Origin of the sequence: Anaerococcus tetradius (genome assembly GCF_947087635.1) — a bacterium.
GTDB classification, from domain to species: Bacteria; Bacillota; Clostridia; order Tissierellales; family Peptoniphilaceae; genus Anaerococcus; species Anaerococcus tetradius.
Map to the genome: position 1 here is coordinate 44,382 of NZ_CAMUDP010000008.1, position 23,473 is coordinate 67,854.

General features: G+C 34.1%; 22 protein-coding genes, 1 tRNA gene and 1 pseudogene. 7 read left to right on the forward strand and 17 right to left on the reverse strand.

Going from position 1 to position 23,473, the window contains the following annotated elements; genetic code table 11:
• Positions 1–85: 85 nt before the first annotated feature.
• Positions 86–307: pseudogene (locus tag P6936_RS03970) on the forward strand (transposase); the annotation flags it as partial.
• 91 nt (positions 308–398) lie between these two features.
• On the opposite strand, the gene P6936_RS03975 reads toward P6936_RS03970, so the two are convergent.
• The 10 genes from P6936_RS03975 to P6936_RS04020 form a co-directional block, all read right to left on the reverse strand.
• Entirely contained in the window at positions 399–953 is a 555-nt protein-coding gene (locus tag P6936_RS03975; protein WP_004837140.1) for a chromate transporter, read from the reverse strand.
• Positions 943–1,506: a chromate transporter gene (locus tag P6936_RS03980; protein WP_276880899.1), complete on the reverse strand. Its 564-nt coding sequence runs from the start codon at positions 1,504–1,506 to the stop codon at positions 943–945. Before P6936_RS03980 ends, P6936_RS03975 begins: the two co-directional genes overlap by 11 nt.
• A gap of 85 nt (positions 1,507–1,591) precedes the next feature.
• On the reverse strand, positions 1,592–2,287 hold the full coding sequence (locus P6936_RS03985) for an aldose epimerase (RefSeq protein ID WP_276880900.1): 696 nt from the start codon (positions 2,285–2,287) through the stop codon (positions 1,592–1,594).
• Between the two features lie 93 nt (positions 2,288–2,380).
• Positions 2,381–3,511, reverse strand: a complete 1,131-nt coding sequence (locus tag P6936_RS03990) for an anaerobic sulfatase maturase (protein ID WP_276880901.1) — start codon at positions 3,509–3,511, stop codon at positions 2,381–2,383.
• 59 nt (positions 3,512–3,570) lie between these two features.
• Positions 3,571–5,025 (reverse strand): sulfatase-like hydrolase/transferase, encoded by a 1,455-nt coding sequence (locus P6936_RS03995; protein WP_060929123.1) that lies wholly within the window; start codon positions 5,023–5,025, stop codon positions 3,571–3,573.
• Entirely contained in the window at positions 5,018–6,712 is a 1,695-nt protein-coding gene (locus P6936_RS04000; RefSeq protein WP_276862338.1) for a solute:sodium symporter family transporter, read from the reverse strand. Before P6936_RS04000 ends, P6936_RS03995 begins: the two co-directional genes overlap by 8 nt.
• A 267-nt stretch (positions 6,713–6,979) precedes the next feature.
• Entirely contained in the window at positions 6,980–7,504 is a 525-nt protein-coding gene (locus tag P6936_RS04005; protein WP_004837133.1) for a peptidylprolyl isomerase, read from the reverse strand.
• Positions 7,505–7,513: 9 nt separating this feature from the next.
• The gene (locus tag P6936_RS04010; RefSeq protein WP_004837132.1) at positions 7,514–8,869 is read right to left on the reverse strand and encodes a PFL family protein; all 1,356 of its coding nucleotides are present in this window, start codon (positions 8,867–8,869) and stop codon (positions 7,514–7,516) included.
• Positions 8,870–8,871: 2 nt separating this feature from the next.
• Positions 8,872–9,141 (reverse strand): ACT domain-containing protein, encoded by a 270-nt coding sequence (locus tag P6936_RS04015; RefSeq protein ID WP_004837131.1) that lies wholly within the window; start codon positions 9,139–9,141, stop codon positions 8,872–8,874.
• A 225-nt stretch (positions 9,142–9,366) separates the two neighbouring features.
• Positions 9,367–10,233, reverse strand: a complete 867-nt coding sequence (locus tag P6936_RS04020) for an SH3 domain-containing protein (RefSeq protein WP_276880902.1) — start codon at positions 10,231–10,233, stop codon at positions 9,367–9,369.
• A 395-nt stretch (positions 10,234–10,628) separates the two neighbouring features.
• Here P6936_RS04020 and P6936_RS04025 point away from each other — a divergent pair, with 395 nt between their 5' ends.
• The 3 genes from P6936_RS04025 to P6936_RS04035 are packed head-to-tail and all read left to right on the forward strand — an operon-like array spanning position 10,629 to position 14,009.
• A complete protein-coding gene (locus tag P6936_RS04025; protein WP_276880903.1) occupies positions 10,629–11,666 on the forward strand; it encodes a D-alanine--D-alanine ligase family protein in 1,038 nt (345 codons plus the stop codon).
• Positions 11,663–13,045 (forward strand): UDP-N-acetylmuramoyl-tripeptide--D-alanyl-D-alanine ligase, encoded by a 1,383-nt coding sequence (locus P6936_RS04030; RefSeq protein WP_276880904.1) that lies wholly within the window; start codon positions 11,663–11,665, stop codon positions 13,043–13,045. The genes P6936_RS04025 and P6936_RS04030 overlap by 4 nt, the downstream gene beginning before the upstream one ends.
• A 31-nt stretch (positions 13,046–13,076) precedes the next feature.
• Complete coding sequence (locus P6936_RS04035; protein ID WP_276880905.1) at positions 13,077–14,009, forward strand: 1-phosphofructokinase family hexose kinase; 933 nt, start codon at positions 13,077–13,079, stop codon at positions 14,007–14,009.
• Positions 14,010–14,066: 57 nt separating this feature from the next.
• Here P6936_RS04035 and P6936_RS04040 read toward each other — a convergent pair whose 3' ends face one another.
• From P6936_RS04040 to cls, 6 genes are all read right to left on the reverse strand, one after another.
• Positions 14,067–14,759 (reverse strand): HAD family hydrolase, encoded by a 693-nt coding sequence (locus P6936_RS04040; protein ID WP_276880906.1) that lies wholly within the window; start codon positions 14,757–14,759, stop codon positions 14,067–14,069.
• The gene (locus P6936_RS04045) at positions 14,756–15,202 is read right to left on the reverse strand and encodes a deoxycytidylate deaminase (RefSeq protein WP_276880907.1); all 447 of its coding nucleotides are present in this window, start codon (positions 15,200–15,202) and stop codon (positions 14,756–14,758) included. The genes P6936_RS04040 and P6936_RS04045 overlap by 4 nt, the downstream gene beginning before the upstream one ends.
• 9 nt (positions 15,203–15,211) lie before the next feature.
• A complete protein-coding gene (locus tag P6936_RS04050; RefSeq protein ID WP_276880908.1) occupies positions 15,212–16,456 on the reverse strand; it encodes a hypothetical protein in 1,245 nt (414 codons plus the stop codon).
• The gene (locus P6936_RS04055; RefSeq protein WP_276880909.1) at positions 16,449–17,321 is read right to left on the reverse strand and encodes an ABC transporter ATP-binding protein; all 873 of its coding nucleotides are present in this window, start codon (positions 17,319–17,321) and stop codon (positions 16,449–16,451) included. The genes P6936_RS04050 and P6936_RS04055 overlap by 8 nt, the downstream gene beginning before the upstream one ends.
• The gene (locus P6936_RS04060; RefSeq protein WP_040349514.1) at positions 17,311–17,685 is read right to left on the reverse strand and encodes a GntR family transcriptional regulator; all 375 of its coding nucleotides are present in this window, start codon (positions 17,683–17,685) and stop codon (positions 17,311–17,313) included. The genes P6936_RS04055 and P6936_RS04060 overlap by 11 nt, the downstream gene beginning before the upstream one ends.
• Before the next feature lie 143 nt (positions 17,686–17,828).
• Positions 17,829–19,349, reverse strand: coding sequence for a cardiolipin synthase (gene cls / locus P6936_RS04065; RefSeq protein WP_338079162.1), 1,521 nt, complete (start codon positions 19,347–19,349; stop codon positions 17,829–17,831).
• A gap of 174 nt (positions 19,350–19,523) precedes the next feature.
• On the opposite strand from cls, the gene P6936_RS04070 reads away from it, so the two are divergent.
• The 3 genes from P6936_RS04070 to P6936_RS04080 all read left to right on the forward strand — a co-directional run bounded on the left by P6936_RS04070 (position 19,524) and on the right by P6936_RS04080 (position 21,765).
• Complete coding sequence (locus P6936_RS04070; protein WP_276880911.1) at positions 19,524–20,276, forward strand: PfkB family carbohydrate kinase; 753 nt, start codon at positions 19,524–19,526, stop codon at positions 20,274–20,276.
• Positions 20,277–20,288: 12 nt separating this feature from the next.
• On the forward strand, positions 20,289–21,629 hold the full coding sequence (locus P6936_RS04075; protein ID WP_276880912.1) for an MATE family efflux transporter: 1,341 nt from the start codon (positions 20,289–20,291) through the stop codon (positions 21,627–21,629).
• A 60-nt stretch (positions 21,630–21,689) separates the two neighbouring features.
• A tRNA-Ala gene (locus P6936_RS04080) sits at positions 21,690–21,765 on the forward strand.
• Between the two features lie 1,099 nt (positions 21,766–22,864).
• Here the strand turns inward: P6936_RS04080 and P6936_RS04085 are convergent.
• Complete coding sequence (locus P6936_RS04085; protein ID WP_276880913.1) at positions 22,865–23,209, reverse strand: hypothetical protein; 345 nt, start codon at positions 23,207–23,209, stop codon at positions 22,865–22,867.
• Positions 23,210–23,473: the final 264 nt, after the last annotated feature.

Here is a 23,473-nt window from a genome sequence, read left to right on the forward strand (position 1 = left end):
TAACGATGGTACGATGATTATTCATAATTTTGCAACAACCCCTTTTTTGTTTCGCTCTCTTTCCTTCGCTCAACTCACTAAAGTTAACAGAAAGAAATTTCAAAACTCATTAAAAACCTTAGATTATGGATTTGGAGATGCTTTTGCATATTTAGCTAATGATGTAATCCATAGTAGACTTAGGTCAACTAACTGCTTAAGAAGACTATACAAAGAAGTTAGAAGACGTGAAAAAGTAGTTAGGATATTTCCTAATGAAGATTCAGATATTCGTTTAATAGCTGCAATCCTCATTGATATCAATTAGGATTGGATAACATCTTTTAAATTGTATATTAGAATTAAATAGCAAATATTGTACTAGTAAATTTACACAATATTATGGACTTGACTTATCACTAGCTAACAAAACCTAAAATTAAATACAAACAACCACTTGCAACCATGACCTTAATGGGGTCATAGTTTTTTTTATTCATGATTATAAACGCTCCTATAAATAAGCCTAGCATTTTAAAGTCAAGGTTTGCTATTGATATGAAGTTTACATCAAATAGGGCAGTTTTGAGTATATCAAGGCCAGCTATTAGGATCATCACAACAATGGCAGGTCTTAAAAATTTTAGGACTTCTGTCATCAAATCCAAGTCCTTGTACTTTTTATAAAAATATGAAAGGGCGCCAACTATTATGGCTGATGGCAAAATACAACCAATTGTGGCAGCAAGACTTCCCGGAAAACCTGCAACTCTTTGTCCTACAAAGGTCGCTGAGTTTAGGGCGATTGGACCTGGGGTCATCTGGCTAATGGTAATTAGGTCGTTAAATTCACTTACACCCAACCACCCATTTTGAGTAACTACTTCCTGTTGGATGAGGGGAAGGGCTGCATAGCCTCCTCCAAAGGAGAAGAGTCCGATTTTTAAAAAACTTATAAATAATTTAACTAACATGTCCCCTCCTTTTTGTAAGGGCATTTAAAAGGCCAAGTAAAATTAGACTAGCAATTATATAAACTATATTTACCTTCAAAAAATATCCCAAGATGAAGGCAAGTACCATAATTACTGGCACAAATTTTGACTTACTCTTAAGAAGATCCTTGCCCATATCATAGGAAACCTTAAAAATCAGGGCAGCAATAGCCCCCTGCATTCCCTTTAAAAATCTCGCTATATAATAATTTGCGATAAAGGCTTGGTAAAACATTGAAATTATCGAAATAATTACCAATGGTGGGATGGCCGTACCCAAAATTGCCACAAGCATTCCAAGAAGTCCCCCAGTTTCATAGCCAACAACTATTGACGCGTTTATAGCAACTGCTCCCGGAGCTGACTGGGCAATAGCAGTCATATCAAGCATCTGGTCCTTGTCTATCCACTTTAATTTATCTACAAAGGTATCTTTCATCAAGGTCAATATCACGTAGCCTCCACCAAAGGTAAAGGCTGATAGGTATAGGGTTGATTTAAAAATTCGCCATAATTTATTTTTCTTTTCCATAGATTTTCTACACTCTATCCCCCAAAATTTTAACATTTATACTTAATATGTAAGCTTAATCATCTAATTTGTATACAGTAAAATTTTAATCAATCTTTATAGAAAATTGTGCTTTAAATTCTTCCTTAACATTTAGAATATATGGATTATTTTTTTCTTTTGTAAATGAATTTCCATTAAAAGTTGGTTCTATACATATATAATTCTCTATAAAATCAGACCATATTGCGAAAACATTAAAATTATCTGTTAATATTTTCACTTCATTTTCACCTGTTCTAAAATTTATCTCATTACTTTTTACAAATATTGTTTTTCTTAAATCATCATGATTTAAATCTACTCCATCAATAAAGAAATTATTATCATAATAAAAATATGGATGGAAGCCAGGTGCCACCAAGAAATTATTATTTGATGTATTTTTTAAAGTCAGTTTTACATCAAACTTATTCTTATCCAGTGAATATTCTATCAATGAGTTCATCCCTTCATATCCAAAATGTCCATCCAAAGCCAATATAATTCTATTTTGATCTTCTTCAATGATTTCCCAAACTAAATCTCTTCCATAACCGTGAACCATCAATTTATTTATCTCACTGACCCCAAATTGTGGCAAACATGGATGCATCCCACCCCTTGGTTTCTGGATTCCATCAATATCAACTGTAAATCTAGGGTAAAAAATATTTTTTTCGCCAAAACAAAACTCATCAATAAAAGCTCCATTTATATTTATCACAACTTTAAGAACATCATTTCTAATAATTTTTTTCATAAAAATATAAAACCTCTCTATCCAAAAATACAAAACAATAAAATATTTACCTAAAGTAAATAACTCATTGTATATTACAAAATATTATTTAAATTAATTCGCTCTTACTTTTCTTTCCTTTAGAATAATATCTTTTAATTCAACGAGTTTTCCATAATTCCTTTTAAAAAAGTAATAATAACTTTCACAATAGATATTCAGATTTTCATTGTTTCTATACCTTCTACATCCATTCCTACATATTAATAAATATTCACATGACTTACATTGTTCTGGAATATTTATAGAACTAATTATAAATTCTTTAGATTTTTTGGAAAGAATAATATCCTCTAAAGCATTATTATTAATATTTCCTAAACGCCAAGTATCTAAAATATAAAAATCACAAGGATAAATTGAACCATCTGCTTCCATTACAAGGGTTATATCGCATTTACCTTGAGCATCGCAAGATTCTGGAGTTATGCCCATTAATATCATGATCAGATTTTCAAAATATCTAATTGAATAATAATTTTTATTTTTAATATCCTCATACCATAAATTAAACAGTTCATCTAGAAACTGGCCAAAATGTCTTGTATCCATATATTGGTATTGACCCACTTTTTTTATAGGTTCAATTGATGGAGTAAATTGCATGTAATAAAAGTCACTATCTTTATAAAACTTATATATCTCACTAACACTATCTACAATTTCGTTTGTTACAACGGTTAAAATATTAAATTGCACCTTATTTTTCTTAAGTAAATCAATTGCATCTAAGACCTTTTCAAATGTTCCACTCTTATTTTTATCCATCCTATATTTATCATGGGTATTTTTTATTCCATCAAGTGAAACTCCAACTAGGTAGTTTGAACTATAAAAATATTCAGCCCATTCTTGGTTAAGTAAAATACCGTTAGTTTGTATAGAGTAATTTACTTTTATTTTATTTTTATTGTATTTTTTGACTATTTTTTCAAATACCTTATAGAATTCTATCCCAATCAACATTGGTTCACCACCTTGAAAAAGAAATGAAACACTTTCTGTCACAAGGTTAAAAATTTTCATAAGGAAGATATCTATAGTTGAAATTGATATAAATCCATAATCAAACACTTCTCTATTTGCTGATTCATCATAATAAAAACAATACTCACACTTAATATTACAGTTTGAAGATGCCGGTTTTATTAGTACACTTATATTTTTCATTTTTAAATCTAACATTTTGCCACCTTCTATCATAATATCCCTCGAAAAAATTTCCGATGGATATTATTTTTTTATTAAAGTTCTAAGATAATTCTATATAGCCAGTTTTCTAAAGGATCAGAGATTCTAAGCATTTCATCGTGCATTTCTTCTAAAAGCTCTCTTTTTATGTCTTTATATTCATCATTATAGAACAAATTATTTAGCTCATCCGGATCATTCTTTACATCATATAACTCGCATAAATCAGATGCATTAAATACTAATTTATAATCTTTCCTATGCCACATTCTTTGCTCAAAATATACAAAATGGCCTGCTAATTGAGATAAAACACCTTTTCTATCATTATTTGCCTTATCCCTTATGATTGGTAAAATTGATTCACATTCAAATTCTTCAGGAATTTTCTTACCTGATATATCATATGCTGTCGCAGTTAAATCATGTAAATATACTAAATTATCATTAACTGCAGACTTATTTTTAGAATTAACATCTTTAACTATCATAGGAATCTTATATGTTGTGTCAAACATAAATTCACCCTTTTCAATCATCCTATGAGCTCCCATGGCATCACCATGATCTGCAGTTATTACTAAAAATGTATTGTCATATAAATTATTTTCTTTTAAATAATCTATGAAATCTCCAATGGCGTCATCAATTAGTGTAATATAACCCCAATATTTTGATATAACTTCTTTCCATCTAGCCTCGCTTGCTTCCCACATTCCCCACATCTTTGAAATTGATTTATAGTGACCAGGTTTGCCAACTAAAGGTTTGAAGAAACTATCATCCAATATAATATCATCAGGATTATACATTGAATAGTATGGTTCAGGAACAATACATGGTGTATGTGGACCCCAAAAATTTATCCATCCAAAAAATGGTTTAGATAATTCTGTAGATTCATTTACATATTTTTTCGCTTCATCAATTATGAAGTAAGGTATTGTTTCATTTTTAGTTCCAGATAATAATCCACACAACTCCTGTACTCTCAAATGAGGATTATCTCCAAAGTAAGCTTTTGAAACCTCAGGAATTTCATAGTCATTTTCAATTAACCATTCCTTATACCTATTGCTAACTCGAGTTGGTGGCTGATCAAAAACTAAATTTTTATATACGCCACTTCCCGGATATCCATAACCATCGAAATTATGTCCTTTTATATCATAATCTTTTGGGATTGATTTTGTTCCCACATGCCATTTGCCTGTAATAAACTTATAATGTTCATCTAATTGATTCATTATATTTGGTTTATCTTTATCTATCTCTCCAGAACCACCTTTTTCCCCATTTCTGATAATACCATGAGTTGATGGCATAAGACCTGTAAATAAAGATGTCCTTGCCGGTCCACAAACAGAGGCTGGTGTATATGCGTTAGTAAATTTTATACCTTCGCTTGCCACTTTATCAATATTTGGAGTTTTAACTATATCATGTCCGTATGTTCCCAACATATCCAGACGTATTTGATCCAATAAAATATATACTATATTATTCATGAATAGCAGTCCTTTTTGTTTTACTTATAAAAAATATAATTATCGCTATTTCTATAACTATATATCCAATCAATACATTTAATGGTTTTCCAGCTTCTGATGCTAATCCAATTGGAGATAGTAATGCATATAGTGCAATTAAACTTAACACAACTGTTGAAATTAATAAATTGATATACTTCCATTCGCACAAATCTACTCCAGATTTATTATCAGTTGAGGCTTCGTAAGGGGTATCTTTTCCCCAAATTTTACCTAAAAGTAGCATAGATATGACATCAAATACAAATAGTCCGCCCATTACGTGTTGGAAGTTCAAACTAACTTTAAATACCCATACTAAACTAAAATATAGTAATATGTGTAAGCCTACAGTTATGTTAGCGGCTTTTGATGATACTGTTTTATTGAATATTCCGACTACAAATAAAGCAACTATTGGAATATTGAAGAATCCAGCAAATCTTTTTGTAAATAAGAATACACCATCTGATCCATACATCAATAAAGGAGCTATAAACATTGTAATAATTGCCATTATTGCTGATACTTTTTTAGCTAGTTTTATTAAATCTTTATCCTCTCTTTTCTTCTTACTTACCATAGGTAATAAGTCGTTGCAAAATATAGTAGCTGCCGAATTCAGAAATGAATTAAATGTTGATAGAACAGCGCCAAATAAACCGGCTACAAAAAATCCTTGTAAATATTTTGGCATGACTTCATTTACTAATGTTGGGTAAGATAAGTCCATATTTTTAATGCCATCTCCAAAAATATGAAATGCTATTAATCCTGGTAAGTTCAATATTAATGGTAGTAACAATAAGAAGAATGCTGCTATAACTATTCCCTTTTGACCTGAAGCTAAATCTTTGGCTCCCATAGTTCTTTGAACTATAGCTTGGTTAGTTGTCCAGTAAAATAAATTAACTATAAATATACCTGTGAATATTGCTGTCCATGGCACTGCGTCAGTTGCACTTCCTATAGCATTAAACTTTTCAATATGTGATGATGTTATAACATCTATACCTTGAAGTAAATTACCACTTCCTAAGTATTTTAATCCAAAGTAAGGTACTAATAAGGCACCAATTACTAATATTACAGCATTTACAGTATCAGATACGGCAACTGCTTTTAGTCCACCAAATATTGCATATATAGCACCAACTAAACCTATAGCCCATACAGTTATCCACATTGCTTGAGCATAATCCAATCCAAATTGTTCCAAATTAAATATTTGATTGAAAGCTATCGCACCTGTATATAATGCTACTGGTATTGAAATGAATATATAGAAAAATAAAAATAAAGTTGACATTACAAGTCTAGTAGATCTTGCATACCTATTTTCAAAAAATTCTGGGATAGTTGTATATCCTTCCCTAAGATATTTAGGTAGTAAAACCTTTGCTAATATACATAAAGGAATTACAGACTGCACTGTCCAAGCAATAATTGAAAAATTGCCTACATATGTATTTGCATTGACTCCTATCATCTGTTCTGTTGATAAAGAGGTTAATACCATTGAGCAAGCTATTACAAATGCACCTAAACCCCTTCCCGCTAAAAAATAACCCTTTGATGTTGATAGATCGTCATCTTTGGTTCTAATCCAAGAAATTAACGATACTAACCCCGTAACAATCAAAAATACTATAACTGTTTGTAACATAATATCCTCCTTATATAGTTATTTAGTATTTTAAACAGTAACTTTGTTGCAAGAAAACTTATACTACAATTTTAAAGTTTTAGAAAAAATTTCAAAAACTTCAAAAACGATTTCCTATGCACGAGTGGTAACTACCATTTATTTAATTATAGAAAATAATGTCATCATTGTCAAATATTTTTTGAAATCTTTAACGGAATATTTATTTATCGTCTCGTTTTCCTAGAAATTACCCACACTAAAACCAGGATTGCTCCTGGTCTTTTTTTACATTTTAACTACTTCTGGATATTCCTTACCAAAGGTTTCTACGCTTGCTTGTTTGATTCTTACGTCTTCTTTTGGTCTATCTTGTCTATCAGTTTTGCTTGCTGCTATCTTATCTACCACGTCCATGCCTTCGATTACCTTACCAAAGCCTGCATATTGTCCGTCTAGGTGTGGGCTATCTTGGTGCATGATGAAAAATTGGCTGCCTGCTGAATCTGGCATGAAGCTCCTTGCCATGGATAGGACTCCTCTTTCGTGTTTTAAATCATTTTTAAAACCATTCATGTTAAATTCACCCTTTATTGCATAGCCTGGGCCTCCCATACCTGTGCCTTGTGGGTCACCACCTTGGATCATAAAGTTTTTTATAACCCTATGGAAAATTAGGCCATCGTAAAAGCCCTTTTTAATTAGAGAAATAAAGTTATTTACAGTGTTTGGTGCTATATCTGGATAGAGTTCTGCCTTTATTATATCGCCATTTTCCATTTCTATTGTTACTATTGGATTTTTGCTTTCCATATTTTCTCCTTAGTTTTTAAATGAGTGAACAGGGGCTGGTATATGGCCACCTCTTTTTATCATTTTTTCTGAATTTGAATTTCCTATATCAATTATTGGTGCATAGCCCAAAAGACCACCGAATTGTGCGTAATCTCCAACTTTCTTGCCAACAACTGGAATAACTCTAACAGCAGTTGTCTTTGCATTAATCATACCAATAGCTGCCTCATCAGCAATTATTGCAGAAATAGTAGCCGCTGTTGTATCTCCTGGTATAGCTATCATATCAAGTCCGACTGAACAGACACAAGTCATAGCTTCTAGTGTATCAAAGCTTAGATAGCCCCCATCTGCTGCCTTAATCATGCCCTCATCTTCACTAACTGGAATGAAAGCTCCGGAAAGACCACCTACTGAGGCACTAGCCATAAGTCCTCCCTTTTTAACCGCATCATTGAGAAGAGCAAGGGCTGCTACCGTTCCATGGCCGCCTACATTATCAATGCCTATCTCTTCTAGGATTCTTCCAACAGAATCTCCTATGGCAGGTGTTGGTGCAAGGGATAAATCGAGAATACCAAACTCTTTGCCAAGTTTTTCGCAAACTTCCCTACCTACAAGTTCTCCCATCCTAGTGATTTTGAAGGCTGTCTTTTTGATTATCTCACAAATTTCATTAATTGGTAAATTATCCTTATTTGATATAGCAGACTTAACTACTCCAGGACCAGATACCCCAACATTAATTACAGTTTCAGCTTCACTTACCCCATGGAAGGCTCCGGCCATGAAGGGATTATCCTCAACAGCATTAGAAAAGATTACAAGCTTAGCACAACCTAGGCTATCACTTGAAGCTGTTCTTTGAGCTAAATCCTTAATAACTTCTCCGCACATAGCAACTGCATCCATATTAATACCAGCCTTGGTAGAGCCGACATTTACGCTAGAGCAAACCAAGTCTGTACTTGCTAGAGCTTTTGGGATAGACTTAATTAAAATCTCATCAGCCTTAGTCATACCCTTTTGAACAAGGGCAGAAAATCCTCCGATAAAGTCAACTCCTATATCCTTAGCCGCCCTATCTAGGCATTGGGCAAAGGGAGTATAATCGTCAAGATCGGTACTAGCTGCTATCAAAGAGATTGGTGTAACAGATATCCTGTTATTAATTATTGGCACCCCATAAATTTTTGAAACTTCCTTGGATACCTTAATAAAATCCTTACTCTCTCTAATTAACTTGTTATAAATTTTTTCACAAGCGACTTTATAATCGCTATCTATACAATCAAGGAGGGAGATCCCCATGGTGAGGGTTCTAATATCGAGATTTTCCTCATCAAGCATCTTGATTGTTTCAATTATATTATTCCTATCCATACTTATATCCTGTGCATTGCATCAAAAAGCTTTTCGTTTTGAATTCTAATTTCTAGACCTGTTTGTTCGCTTAACTTATCAAAAGCCTTGCCTATCTCTGTAAAATCAGCATTAGCTTTGGATAAATCAATATTAAACATACCTGCAAATTGATCGACCATTATGGTTTGGCTTAAATCTAGGATGTTAATATTGTATTCGTAAAGTATTTTTGATACTTTATAGATTATTCCTGCTTGATCAAGTCCTATAACTGTTAATATGGCTTTCATTATTTCCTCCTGGATATTCTTATAATTATCATTTTACCCTTTTCTCAATTAGTGCAAAGAAAAATAATCTAGCAAATAAAAAATAGGAAGCCCTAAGGATAAACTTAGTAACTTCCTACTTTGATTTTCTATATATTATCTAATTAAGCAGATCTTCTAGGTATTTGGCCTAGGATAAGCCTTTTTCTAATTATCATAAGCTCCATAAGAATTGTAAGCTTATTTTTAATACCAACCGTTATTAGCCCAGAATGCTTGAGCATTTTCCCATGAACCATATCTTCCATATACATATGAATCTGCAGCAGCTTCTTGTTCTGCTGGACTTGCTCCGTAGCTTACTAGAGCTGGATTAAGTTGATACCTTCCGTAGTAACCACCATTTGGATTATAAGCTGTGTATGATCCACCAGATTCTCTTTGAGCTATCCATTCTTTTGCCCAGTTTGAATCTCCTTGGTAAGAAGAATTGTCTTCTCCGCTGTAATCTTGGGAACTATTGTTAGATCCATTGTCATAGTAAGTTACTTCTTCTGTATAAGTGTAGCTTGGTTCTTGGTAAGTTTGTGAATTGTTATTTGCTTTTTTAGCTACTTTTTTCTTTTCTTTAGCATTTTTATTTCTTTCGTTGAAAGATTTAAGAAGATTATTGTATATGTATCCTTCTTCGCCATTATGTTTAACTTTTACAAAGCCATTGTCAGCTTCTTCTATAACTTCTACTATATCACCTTCGTTTAGAACTTTAATTACCTTTGATGATAATTTTGCAGCATCTCTAAAGTTCGCTGGAGCTATAACTTCTGTTTCAGCTGTTAGTTTGAACCAAGATGTTCCTACGAATGCTTCTTTTCCTTCAAAGTCAATTCTATACCAGCCATTTGACTTGCCTAGGACTTCGTATGACTTGTTTGAGTCTTTGATTTGTCCTATAACATTGTTCTTTTCTTCAGCTGAATTTCTTACGTTAACTACTTTTGCTTTATTTGTATCTAGGTTAATTCTATCTGCCTTTGCTTCTTTCGATCCTATCGAGAATACAGTCGGTAATACTAGGGCTGCTGCTAGGGCATATTTTGTTAATCTGTTCATTTTTTCCTCTTTCTATATATCAATGATTATTTTCAAAATTTTCTTGTAACAATGGTTACAAATTATTAACAGTTCTTATTTACATTTGTTATTGTACCTTTTAATTGTGTGAAAATTATGTAGGTTTTAAATTTAGGCCATTTCCCCTTGCAGATGTTGATATATTACCCTTTAGCAAATTAAATTGACTAGGTTTTTTTAAAGAGTTAGCGTTTTTTCCCCTTATTTTTCTATTCTCTTATTAAAATATATCATATTTTCTCAAAATTAATTGTTACAAATGTAATATATTCCTGTTTCTATTCTGTAAGTCATAGGCTAATTCTTTAATTATTAGCCCATTTTTTCTTCAAGTAGTATAATCTTCATAGAATTTATATGAAAGAGAGCAAGTAATGATTAATGTCTATATTTTATGTGGAGGTCCTTCGAGTGAACATGATATTTCACTAAGAAGTGCCCTAAACATATCTAAGAATTTGAATGAAGAGAAATATAAAATTAAACTAGTTTATATTAATAAAGAAGGAGCTTATTCAGATAGCTTCGATAAGATAGATACAAGTGATGAATTCGACCTAGTTAGGGATATTAAGGTAAATAAGGCTAAATCCATAGCAAATTTCCTCGATAGCCTTAGCAAGGAAGATTTGAGTAAAACCATAATTATTCCCGCAGTTCATGGAACCTATGGAGAAGATGGAACTATTCAAGGTCTTCTTGATGTAGCTGGTCTTAAATATATTGGTAATGGCCTTCTTTCATCCGCTATTTGCATGGATAAGGTTACAAGTAATGATATTTTTGAGAAGAATAATTTGCGTCAAGCAAAATACCTCTATACTAATAGGGAAGGCTTTGGTGAAAGTTTCGCTCAGAAGTGTATTGATGAGATTGGCCTTCCTCTCATAGTTAAGCCTTCAGCTAATGGTTCATCTGTTGGTGTTAGTAAGGTTACTAGCAAAGAAGAACTCCTCGAGGCTGGATGTTTGGCTCTTAAATATGACAAAAAGGTCTTAGTAGAAGAGCTTATTGTCGGTCAAGAAATCGAATTTGCTGTAGTTGGCCATATGAATCCTGATGTTTCAAGACCGGGTGCTTATATATCCGATCATACTTTCCTAGATTATGATGCCAAATACTTTTCAAAGACTACCAAGGAATCTCTTCCTTATGACCTAGACGATGACAAGCTAAAAGAGGCCCAAGATTTTGTAAGTAAAGCTTATGAAGTCTGTGGTTGCGAAGGCTTTGCCAGGGTCGATATTTTCTATGGAGAAGATGGTAATTTTTATGTAAATGAAATAAATACCTTCCCAGGCTTTACTCCTAGTTCTTTCTTTGCGAGACTTTGCGAGTTGATGTATAAGAAAAACTTCTCAGAAGTTTTGGATATCTTGATTGAAGATGGCTTAGAAAGGTGGTCTAAATGATAGAAAGAAGTCTTGGTGAAATTTCTCGAATGTTAAAGGCTGAGCTTTGTGATAAGGCCTATGACTCCTACATGATAAAGGGCGTTTCAACTGATTCTAGGACCATCCAAGAAGGAAATCTCTATATACCCTTAGTTGGTGAAGTTTTTGATGGCAGACTTTTTATTAAGGAGTGCGAAGATAAAAAGGCAGCTGCCTTCCTTATAGATAAGGATTACAAGATTAAAAATAACATTTCCATCCCTTATATAAGAGTTGATGATACCCTAAAGGCCCTCCAAGCTTTAGCAAAGGCCTATAGAAATGAGCTTTCTTCAACTAAAATCATAGGCATTACTGGTTCTAATGGAAAGACTACTACTAAGGACCTCCTCTACGAAGTCCTCAAGAAAAAATTCAAGGTTCAAAAAACCATCGGCAATCTCAACAACGAGATAGGAGTTCCAAAAACCATCCTAAGTCTTCGTGAAGATTGCGAAGTTGCTATTGTAGAAATGGGAACTGATAGTTTCGGTGACATATCCCTAACTACAAGTATAGTTAAGCCAGATATAGCCCTTATCACTAATATCGGGGATAGTCACTTGGAGAAGTTAAAGACTAAGGAAGGAATCCTAAAGGCTAAGATGGAAATAGTTGAAGGCTTAAATCGAGAAGGATATTTTATCTATAATGGTGATGACCCCACTATCAAAAAAGATATTTCCTTATATACTATAAAGCAAAAAAAGATTAGTTTTGGAGAAAATGATGACAACGACTTTGTAGTAAAGGATGTGGGAGAAAAGCTTGCTAAGGTTAGCTTTAGCCATGACGGTGACGTTTATGAAATTCCCCTCTTGGGTAGCCACAATGTCTATAATGGTGGTGCCTGCCTCTTGATTTCTAGCCTTTTAGGCCTAAGTAAGGAGCAAATCAAAGAAGGTCTTTTGGAAGTAACTCCAGCAAATAACAGATCTAGAATTATAGAATTTGATGGCTTCGATGTCTTGGACGATTGCTATAAATCTAATCCCCAATCCCTAAGAAGTGGTCTTAATACTACAAAAATGTTGGGAGGCTACGATAATAAAATCCTAGTCCTTGGTGATATGCTTGAGTTGGGAGAAAGTGAAAAAGATCTCCACTATCAAGTTGGAAAAGAAATTGATCCAAAAGATGTTCATTACTGTTTGTTTTTTGGTGAACTCTCCTATTATATGTACCAAGGGGCCTTGGAGAATTTCCCAAAAAATAGACTCTTTCATTTCACCAGTAAGAATGATTTAATTGATAAGTTAAAATCCTTAATAACTAGATCAAGCCTAGTGTTTGTAAAGGGTAGCCATGGCATGCACATGGAAGAAATTATAGAAAGTATAAGTAAGCTAAAATTGTAATAGAAAAGAATAATAATAGTAAGGAGTAATAATGATTTATACCGTAACACTTAACCCATCCATCGACCTTTTCGTGGAGCTTAAGCACCTCAATCTCGGCCAGGAAAATGACATACTTTCAGAAAGATCTGTTCCTGGTGGTAAGGCAATTAATGTATCAAGGATTCTTTCTTCCTTGAGGATTCCAACCATAGCTACAGGCTTTGTAGGAGGCTTTCAAGGTGAGTTTATCACTGATTGGTTGACCCGCGAAAATATAAGAACTAATTTCGTAAAGATGGCTAACCACAACAGAACTAATATCAAACTTTTCGAAAACAACGAAGAAACCATGATTAACTTCCCAGGACCAACTATCAAGTCTAACGAAGTTGACGAGCTAGTTTATTTCCTATCAAGGGCTAGAGAGGGAGATACTATTATCTTTGGTGGTTCAGTTCCACCAATGGAAGATGGCCTAGATAATGATATCTATACAAGACTTGTTTCTGTAGCTACTGCCAACGGAGCAGACTTCATTGCGGATGTTCCTGCTAGATATCTACTTGATATTGTCAAGGAAAAACCTCTCTTGGTTAAGCCAAATGGTGAGGATATAGAAGAAATTTTCAATGTGAGAATAGAAGATAAGATGGACTACATCCCTTATGGAAAAAAACTTATAAATATGGGGGCAAAGTATGTAATAATCTCCTATGGAGCAAATGGTTCAATGTTTTTTGTCGGTGATGACGTATATGAGTCAACCCCAATTGATGATGGACAAAAAATCATCAACACAGTCGCTTGTAGGGATGCTATGATTGCTGGATTTTTGGGAACAATAGTTCGTGACGGTGATCCAATCGAATCTTACAGGGTTTCTGTCGCAAGTGCTGCTGCAACTGCAAGAGTTCTTGACCTTCCTAGTAGGGAAGAAATAATAAGAAGTCTTGATTTCGTAAATGTCGATAAAATCAACTAATTTACACAACAAAAAGCACCTCGTCCTGTCTTTTCTAGACAGAGCCTGGTGCTTTACTTATGTCCATTTTTCTATATTTTCTATAAGTTCTTCTATGTTTTCAACCTTATAATTAGACACCTTCAAGACTTCTTCTTCGCTTACATAATTTAGGGTGAAGGACAGCCTGCTTGCTTCTAGGAAGGAAATGTCGTTTAGGTCATCTCCTATGGAGTAAATTTCCTTATCGTATCCATAGAAGTCCTTGATAAATTCAATTCCTGTTTTCTTCGATACTTGCTTATTTATAACATCAATTACCCCAATCGACTTGTGAAAGGAAAAATCTTCATCGAATGGATTGTCCAAATTTTTATCGCTATAAATAGCAAGGGCTAGAATTTCTTCTCGATCTATGATCTCATCAAGCCTATCTAGGCTCCTGGACTTATCGGTAAAGATTTTGATAGGAAAATATGGCCTATAAAAATTTATTAGCCTAGCTACTTTAGTCTTATCTAGGGTAAATTTTACCAATTCAGTTATAGCTTTTTGATTTCTTATCAGGATATGAGAGCCATTATTGGCTATAACAAAGTCAGGACTAAGCTTTCCCTCGATTAGTTTATTTAAAGAATGAAAGCTCCTGCCAGTAACTATCCCAAAGAGATTGCCCCCATCCTGGAAGGACTTAATAGACCTAAGGTCCCCTTCCCTAAGCTTGTTTCTTATAAGAAGGGTTCCATCAAAGTCCGAGGCTATTATTTTCATAAATCATCCCTTAGTTCGATTTTCTCAAAACTTATATGATTTCTATTAAGAAGTTCTACTGCATAATCGTCCATCCTGTAGGCTTCATTGTAATAAATTTTCTTTATTCCTGCCTGGATAAGGGATTTGGTGCAATTTAGGCAGGGAAAATGAGTTACATAACAAATAGTATTCTTAGTTGCTATGCCCTCCTTGGCACAGTATAAAATAGCATTCATCTCAGCGTGAATTGTCGCTATACAATGGCCATCACGCATGGTATGACCTACTTCGTCACAATGAGGGTTACCCTTTATCGATCCATTGTAGCCTGTGGAAACTATCCTATTCTCTTCATTTACCAAGACGCAACCCACATAGGCCCTATCGCAAGTTCCACGTCTTGCGACAGTCTTTGCGAGCTTCATAAAATATTCTTGCCAACTTAATCTATCTTTAGCCATACTTACTCCTTAAAATTTAAGTCTTATCTTAAATAGCATATCAAAGAATTTATAACTTATCAATAAGGCGAGGATAAATATTATTACTATAACAGGACTAATCTTTTGAACAAATACGCTTGCTAGTATGCTGGTCATAAGATTAGCAAGGGTTAGGCTTGCCATTAGCTTACAAAAGACTCCTAGCTTTTTATTTGCTATCATATAACCGCTTCTTTCGCTACTTTGATTCTTGCTAAGATATAGGGCAAGAATGAATATTACAAGTGCCACGATGAGAAAGGCAAGAATTGTAATAAGACTATCTACTCTCATATAGCTAAGAGACATGAGGGTTTTAAAGAAAGGGTTAAGTCTTCCTTCAAAACTTCTTATTAGATCTTCAACCCTCTCAGCAAAGTCAGAGGAAAAAGCATTCAAGGTCATGTTTAAATTAACCCTATAAAGTTCGAAGCCTGCGAGTGTCATTATATAAAGACCCAAATGGCCTAGGAAATTTCCCCCTATAAAACCTAGGGAAGTAGAAATTATACTTGCTCCCAAGAAAATAAGGATATTTCTTAAAATTTGCCCAGCTATTAAAGAAAAACTTACCACTTTTCCAAAGGCTGAAGCCTTCAATATAAAGGCGAGTACTAGGGTATTTATAGCAAAAATCACCATTCCAAAGAGAAAAACTATTCCTATTTTCATTATTAGTTCATCTTTCTTTTTCCATGGCATAAGTCTTGTAAAATCATAAATTGCCAAAGATTGCTCAAGACTTGTGATACTTAGAGCAAAAAGGCCTATAAAGATTACTATAGGAAAGACTAGGGCCTCGTAGTAGCCTGACCCATTAAACTTTCCATCATCAAACTTCTCAAGAAAACTCCTGATATTATTATAAATATAATGAGCATCATAGCCACCATTCTTGCTAAGCCTTTCGAAGTAATCATCTTGGGCTTTTCCATCGACATCCATACTAAAGACATCGTCATCATCGCAAAGCTTATACTTTCCCTTTAGCTTCAAGGCCTCAATTTTTATCTTATCTATACTTTCTTCATTAATTTCAATATCTTCATTGTGTTTACCACCATACAAGTTTTCTCTCATATCTAAAACACAGTTGGTAAATCTCTCATAATCATTCTTTATATTATTCTGAACTAAAATTCCAACAGCCATAGTGCAAAAAATTGTTACTAGGAGTATCCAAACGGAAAATCTCTTCCAAGTAAATTTAAGTAAATCATTGAACTTACGCATTTTCTTCACCTCCCGCTTCAAGGTAAAAATAATCTTCAATCTTCGGACTTAGCAAATCGTACTGGGCTATGTCATCCCTAGCCAGCATTTTTTCTAGCCTATAATCATCATCATTAACTAGAAAAGTTGCTACCCTTCCTAGGCTTGAAACGAGGATTAGGGATTCTTTTAGGTCTTTGGCGATTTCTTCCTTAAAGACTATCTGAACCTTCTTTAGCTTATTGATTTTCTTATCACTTGTATCAATCAACTTACCATAAACTGTAAGATAGTAAATATAATCACTTAAACCTGAAAGTTGGTCTAGCTCATGGCTTGAGGCAAAAACTGATCGACCTTCGTCTTTTGCATCCAAAAGATAGGACATAATAAGCTTTTTGTTAATAACATCCATCCCATCTAATATCTCATCAACCAAGAGAATTTTAGCCTTAGTAGCAAGGATTGTAATAAGACCTGTAATGTTTTTTTGCCCCTTGGATAGGCTCCTTAAGTTGAGATTTGGGTTGATTTTTAGTTTGTTAAGCTCAGTAAAGAAAAATCCACTATCGAAATTCTTATAAATCACTGAATAAAAATCTCCTATATCTTTAATCTTGTAATAATTAAAGTAGTCAAATCTATCAGGCAAAAAGGCGATATTTGCAATTAAGGCTGGTTTATCCCTAAGTTTTTTATCATCTAAGAAAAATCCGCCCCCATCACAATCATATATTCCACACAAGCACTTGAGTAGAGTCGTCTTACCAGAACCATTACGGCCGACAAGGCCTATTATCATCCCCTCTTCAAGGCCGAAGGAAATATTATCGAGAACTTTCTTCTCCCCAAAAGATTTGCTAATATTATTTGCTCTAATCTTCATATAAATTCCTTTCTGTCTTATCAAAAATTCCAATAATCTCATCCTTGCTAAAGCCTAAGAAAATCGCCTCCTTAAAATCATCCACAAGAACTCTTTCAAACTCATCCTTGGATGAGGAAAGCTTCTTCGAATCAATTTTAATGAAAGTCCCTATGCCAGGCCTAGTTTCGATTAAGCCAAGTCTATCAAGTTCCTTAAAGGCCTTAGATACTGTAGTCTGATTAATAGATAGGCTTTTGGATAATTCCCTTACTGAAGGAAACTTATCTCCATCCTTAAAATAGCCCGCAGCTATAAATGACTTGGTTTCATCGACTATCTGCATGTACAAGGGGATTTCAGAAGAAAAACTAATATTAAACATGAATCCTCCTTTATGGTGTTTGGTCATATACCATACGCTACTTAATTAAATTATATCAGCTACTAAAATTTTTGCAAGAGCTTATGAAAATTTCCAACAAAAAACTTCCCGAAGTATTAACCACGAGAAGTTAAGTTTTAAGCCTACATCAACACTGCAAAAGGCTTGGCAATTTTGGCGAATAATTTTGATACTATTTCAATATTTTCTACATCTTCCATATTTATTTCAGTCCCAATATCGAAAAATATGTCGAAGTCATTTTTTATTTCAACTAGGCTATTTGATTTGTACATATATAGGCCACACTCGAAGTTTTGGTAGAGGGCCCTATAATCAAGATTGACCGTACCGACAAAGGCTACCTTATCATCAGCAAGCCAAGTTTTTGAGTGAACAAAGCCTGGAGTATATTCAAAAATCCTCACTCCAGCTTCGATTAGTTCCTTGTAATGGTCTTTGGCAAGGGCAAAGGCAATTTTCTTATCTGGTATATGAGGTAGGCAAATCCTAAAGTCTATACCTGACTTAGCCGCAAGCTTGATGGAATTTCTTATCTCTTCATCAATTATTAGATAGGGACTCATCAAGTAGACATAATTTTTGGCCTTGTTTATGGTATCAAGAAGGACATTTTTGGAGATTGTTTCGTTATCCAAAGGATTGTCGGAAAATGGAATGTAGAAGCCTGAGGCTTCTTTGTTTGGATACATCTTTAGGTAGGGACTATAGTCTTCTGACTTACTAGCCAAGGATGACCACATATTTAAAAACATTATACTAAAGCTTTTTACAGCAGAGCCTTCAAGTCTTACCCCGCTATCCTTCCAATGACCAAATCTTTCAAAGACATTGATGTATTCATCCGAAAGATTTATTCCTCCAGTATAGCCAACCTTACCATCAATAACCATGACCTTCCTGTGATCCCTATTGTTCTGATAGGTTGATACTATAGGATACATCTTGGAAAAGACCCTACATTCTATGCCAAGACTTGCCATCTCTAGGGGAAAGTTCGACTTTAATCTAGTGATTAGATTTGACCCATCAATTAAGAGCCTAACTTCTACACCTTCCTTAGCCTTTTTTACAAGCTCTTCAAGGAGGCTTCCCCACATATAACCATAATCTACGATAAAAAATTCCAAGAATATAAATTTTTGGGCCTTCTTAACATCTTCAAGCATAGCCTCGAACATATCATCTCCAACCTTATAGTAAGTGGATGATGTATTCCTATAAGTCGGAAAACCACCAACATCATCTAGGTACTTGGCTATGGGATAAATTCTCTTCTCCCTATCCTCGATTCTCTCGTAGAGGTCCTTATCCTTATCGAAATATTTTCTGGATTCTTCATCAAGATTTAATACCTTCCTCTGTTCAGTCTTATAACCTATAGAATAATGGCTCATAATGAAGGCAATGATACCAAAAGTTGGAAAGATTGCTATTAACAAAAACCAAGAAAGCTTGTTAGCGTTGGATACATTTCTCATATTAAGTATTACAAGCATTATGAGAAGCTTGGATAGGCTATCTCCTCCCAAAAGATAGCTGATACCAATATTAGCATTGTAATAAAAATATATCATAAGAAGGATTTGTAAAATAACAAGAAGGACAAAAAGTCCAGCACGAGAGAATATTAGATTGCCCAAACTGCTCCTTGTCTTTTTCACATATTTATTTTCATTTATTTTGTTGATAATATTTTTATTGAACTTATACATACTTTCATTATATCATTAAGGCTAAAATCTTTACAATATTTTCAAAAAGTTGGTGTTGACATAAGCTAGATAATTCATAAGATATAAAGTGAGGTGAAAAATATGAAAAATATACTTATTATAAATGATTTTGTTTCCTTAGGCAAAATCGCCGGTAAAATGATGGAAAATATCCTGTCTTATAAGGGACATAATACCTTTTTCTTGCCAACAGCCCTTATAGCAAATAATTTTTCCTACGGAAAAAACGCAATACTAGATTGTACTACATACCTAGAAGATTCTTTGAAGAATTGGGACGACTTAGCTTTTAAATTCGACCTAATCTCAATCGGATACATCCACAATACTAAGCAAAGGGATATAATCTACGATTACATCAAGAATCTTTCCTATGAAACAACTATTCTCTTCGACCCAATAATGGGCGATGATGGTAGCCTATACCCAAGCATTGACGAAACTATCCTAAACAATTACAAATCCTTACTTGAAATAGCAGATATTATCACCCCAAACTCTACCGAGGCCAAATTCCTTGACCTAGACTACGAAAAGTTAAAAGAATCTGGCAAGAAATTCATCATTACCTCAGTAAAAGAAAATGACGAATATTTTGTAAAAGGTTACGATACTTATGACTACAAAGTAGCCTTCAAGAAGCTTCCAAACAGACTTACAGGAACTGGAGATCTTTTTGACGGCCTATTTATAGCCTATTATTTGGAGGGATTTTCTATAGAAGAAGCTACTAGAAAAACTGTAACAAGCATCTCTAAAATCTACAAAAAAGTAATAGAAGAAAGTAAAGAAGACAATATCAACATAGAAAAATACCTAGATTTAATAGATTAGAAAGAAGGAGACTTGGAACGTAAAGCTTATTGGAAAAAATCTATAGGGATTGCCTGGCCAGCCCTCTTAGAATTTTTCTTTATTTCAATCGCAGATATAATTGATACCTTCATGGTATCGGGCATGGGGCCTAGTGCAGTCGCTGCAGTCGGTCTTACTACCCAACCTAAATTTATAGCCCTAACCATATTCTTTTCGATAAATGCTGCCGTTTCTGCCCTAGTAGCTAGAAGGCAGGGAGAAGGAAATAGGAATGAAGCAAACAGAACACTTATTACTGCCATCTACATCGTAATTTCCTTTGTTATTCTCGTTGATCTAGTGATGATTCCATTTCTAGACCCAATCCTAAAATTCGCAGGCTCAAATAGCGAAACCCATGACCTATCTATCCAATACTTTCAAATAATCATGGGTGGAATAATCTTTAATGCCATAGCCATGGTAATAAATGCTGGCCACAGGGGTTGCGGTAACACCAGGATAGCCTTCATATCAAACCTTGTAAGCTCCCTTGTCAATATGACCTTCAACTACCTACTTATCTATGGAAACTTCGGCTTTCCTGCTTTGGGCATAAGGGGAGCAGCCATAGCTACAGTTCTAGGAACCTTTGTGGCAAGTCTTATGTGTATAATTTCCCTAACAAGGAAAGCTTCCTACCTAAACTTTGCCCACTTTCTTAAAGTTAAGTTCGCCTACAGCAAAAATATAGGAAAATCCATAGCTAATTTAGGCTTTAATATTTTTGTAGAAAATGTTTCAGCTAGGATTGGTTTCCTAATAACTGCCATAACCGCAGCAGGCCTCGGCACAGAAATATTTGCTGCCCACAATGTAGGAATGAATCTCCTATCCCTAAATTTCTCCCTAGGTAACGGTATGCAAGTTGCAGCAATCGCCCTATCGGGAAATGCCCTCGGCGCAGAAGATAAAGAAGCTGCCAAGACCTATGGCAAGGTCTGCCAAGAAATAGGCTTCGCCCTATCCGTCATAGTATCAATAATCTTGATATTATTTGGAAGGAATATATTCGGTCTCTTCTTTACAGACAAAAAAATCATCGAATACGGAGTAATAATAACGAGATTTCTAACCCTCATAGTCCTCCTCCAAATATCTCAAACCATCTATGGAGGCTGCCTAAGAGCTGCTGGAGATGTAAAATACACCCTCCTCGTAGCCCTAGTATCAGTAACCTTCATAAGAAGTGCTGTAACCCTACTAGCAGTCCATATCTTAGGTCTTGGAATAGTAGGAATATGGCTAGGCATACTTTCTGATCAAACATCAAGATTTGTAAGCCTAAGATACAGATTCTACCAAGGAGACTGGGTTGACAAAAAAATATAAACAAGCCACCTTACGATGGCTTGTTTTTTTTAAAAAAATATGCTAAAATAAAATCGACTTGGGGAATTAGCTCAGCTGGGAGAGCGCTTGACTGGCAGTCAAGAGGCCAGGGGTTCAAGTCCCCTATTCTCCACCATGTAATATTTATACATTACTAAAAAGGGATATATTAGAATATACACGAATATAGATAATAATTTTTCTATGCTTTCGGTATAAAAGAATAAAAACGCCTATAAAAAGGCTATCTTGTAACTAAAATGTAGCAAGAAAATGATATTATACTAGAAGTTATAGAGACCAATTGATGGTCTCTTTTTTATTTTTATCCCTAATATTCAGCTTTTTATTTCTGTTAAACTAGAATCCAAAAACCTCCATTTATAGTCCGTCTGACTCATTTCTCCATGCTTCTTTTACGTCTAGCAAGTAAAAGACAATAAAAAATCGTACGATTAACGCACGATTAAATTATTCATATTTACTTATTTTGTGTGATCTTTTACACGATTAACTCACGATTATTTTTAATATGGTATAATAAATTTGCCCCTTGTAGAAAGGAGGTGTTGCCCGATGGGGGAATTATTGTTGACAATAATGTCATCACTCATATTACCTTTGTTTTCTAATATTCTTTTCGAGTTGTGGAAAGAAAGAAGAAACAAAGACAAAAGTAAAAAGCAGGACTGACCCTCCTGCTTTTTTGTTACCCTTATGGGAACATTGTTATTCACTCATATCACAAAGTTTGAAAGCTTTGTGGCTTTTTTGATGATTAAGAGGTCGCTTCTCTTACAGGTATTATATACTCTTATAATAATTAATCAAGCTTGCCGATACTCCAAAACGCTTGCAAATAAAAATACCACATGTGCTGTCAAGGTTTTGGAAATTTATAACTATCCATTTTTACTCCTTTTTATCAATTAAAAAAGCACATCTAAAATCTTATGCCTGTAAGTTTAGTTGTGCCTAATATTTGTATATTATTCTTTTTAAAAAGCAAAAGGAGAGCTACTGACCCTCCTAATGCTGGCTTTAAAGCTTGGTTAGTGTGAGATTAAGATGAGATTGATGGCTACTAATTCTCATTTCATCAATAAGCATTGTCTCGGGCTTGCTTATTCTCTTAACAGGATACTGTGGAATATCATTCTGTTGTCAACCACATAGTACCACAAAAAGTAGTAAATGCAAATGATTTTAAAGACAACATTTAGTCCCCTATGTCCTTATTTTTTCCAAAACTCTCCAGCTTCTTTTTTCTCTTCCTCTGTTAATTCTCTGTGTCCGATGGTTTCCCCCTTAAAAGGAGCTGTAAATCTATTCTTCAATAATTCTTGCTTTTCTTCTTCAGTCAGCTCTTTTTTACTATACAAAAGCCTTATTTTGGAATATATTTCAGGCTTAGGCATACCCTTTTCTTCAGCCATTTTACAATATAACTCGAATTCTTTATCTGTTTTTCTCGCATTAGGTATATGCCTAAAATAACTAAAGATCTCACTCTTTTCTTCTTTTGTGATTTCTTCCCCATTATAGGCACTTTTTATAACATCTTTTATTCTTCTTCTCATAAAATCTTCTCCAAGACTATCTTTCCATTATCATTATAACCCTAGTCAGGATTTTTATTAATATATTCATCATACATACCCTTATAATAAGTATCGGTCAAGCCCTTTTCAAGAAAAGCCCCGACCTCCGCCTCTTCCTCTTGGGCTAATATTGCCGAATGAGCCATAATTTCAGCCTGTAAAGCCTAAGGCCTATTTATCCTATACCTCATAGCCAAAGTATTTATCTATAAAACAAAAAAGAGGAGTTACAGCTTGTTTTTT

Coding starts and splice junctions, on each gene's coding strand:
- P6936_RS03975 (WP_004837140.1), bottom strand. CDS start 953: ATGTTAGTTAAATTATTTATAAGTTTTTTAAAAATCGGACTCTTCTCC.
- P6936_RS03980 (WP_276880899.1), bottom strand. CDS start 1,506: ATGGAAAAGAAAAATAAATTATGGCGAATTTTTAAATCAACCCTATAC.
- P6936_RS03985 (WP_276880900.1), bottom strand. CDS start 2,287: ATGAAAAAAATTATTAGAAATGATGTTCTTAAAGTTGTGATAAATATA.
- P6936_RS03990 (WP_276880901.1), bottom strand. CDS start 3,511: ATGTTAGATTTAAAAATGAAAAATATAAGTGTACTAATAAAACCGGCA.
- P6936_RS03995 (WP_060929123.1), bottom strand. CDS start 5,025: ATGAATAATATAGTATATATTTTATTGGATCAAATACGTCTGGATATG.
- P6936_RS04000 (WP_276862338.1), bottom strand. CDS start 6,712: ATGTTACAAACAGTTATAGTATTTTTGATTGTTACGGGGTTAGTATCG.
- P6936_RS04005 (WP_004837133.1), bottom strand. CDS start 7,504: ATGGAAAGCAAAAATCCAATAGTAACAATAGAAATGGAAAATGGCGAT.
- P6936_RS04010 (WP_004837132.1), bottom strand. CDS start 8,869: ATGGATAGGAATAATATAATTGAAACAATCAAGATGCTTGATGAGGAA.
- P6936_RS04015 (WP_004837131.1), bottom strand. CDS start 9,141: ATGAAAGCCATATTAACAGTTATAGGACTTGATCAAGCAGGAATAATC.
- P6936_RS04020 (WP_276880902.1), bottom strand. CDS start 10,233: ATGAACAGATTAACAAAATATGCCCTAGCAGCAGCCCTAGTATTACCG.
- P6936_RS04025 (WP_276880903.1), top strand. CDS start 10,629: ATGATTAATGTCTATATTTTATGTGGAGGTCCTTCGAGTGAACATGAT.
- P6936_RS04030 (WP_276880904.1), top strand. CDS start 11,663: ATGATAGAAAGAAGTCTTGGTGAAATTTCTCGAATGTTAAAGGCTGAG.
- P6936_RS04035 (WP_276880905.1), top strand. CDS start 13,077: ATGATTTATACCGTAACACTTAACCCATCCATCGACCTTTTCGTGGAG.
- P6936_RS04040 (WP_276880906.1), bottom strand. CDS start 14,759: ATGAAAATAATAGCCTCGGACTTTGATGGAACCCTTCTTATAAGAAAC.
- P6936_RS04045 (WP_276880907.1), bottom strand. CDS start 15,202: ATGGCTAAAGATAGATTAAGTTGGCAAGAATATTTTATGAAGCTCGCA.
- P6936_RS04050 (WP_276880908.1), bottom strand. CDS start 16,456: ATGCGTAAGTTCAATGATTTACTTAAATTTACTTGGAAGAGATTTTCC.
- P6936_RS04055 (WP_276880909.1), bottom strand. CDS start 17,321: ATGAAGATTAGAGCAAATAATATTAGCAAATCTTTTGGGGAGAAGAAA.
- P6936_RS04060 (WP_040349514.1), bottom strand. CDS start 17,685: ATGTTTAATATTAGTTTTTCTTCTGAAATCCCCTTGTACATGCAGATA.
- P6936_RS04070 (WP_276880911.1), top strand. CDS start 19,524: ATGAAAAATATACTTATTATAAATGATTTTGTTTCCTTAGGCAAAATC.
- P6936_RS04085 (WP_276880913.1), bottom strand. CDS start 23,209: ATGAGAAGAAGAATAAAAGATGTTATAAAAAGTGCCTATAATGGGGAA.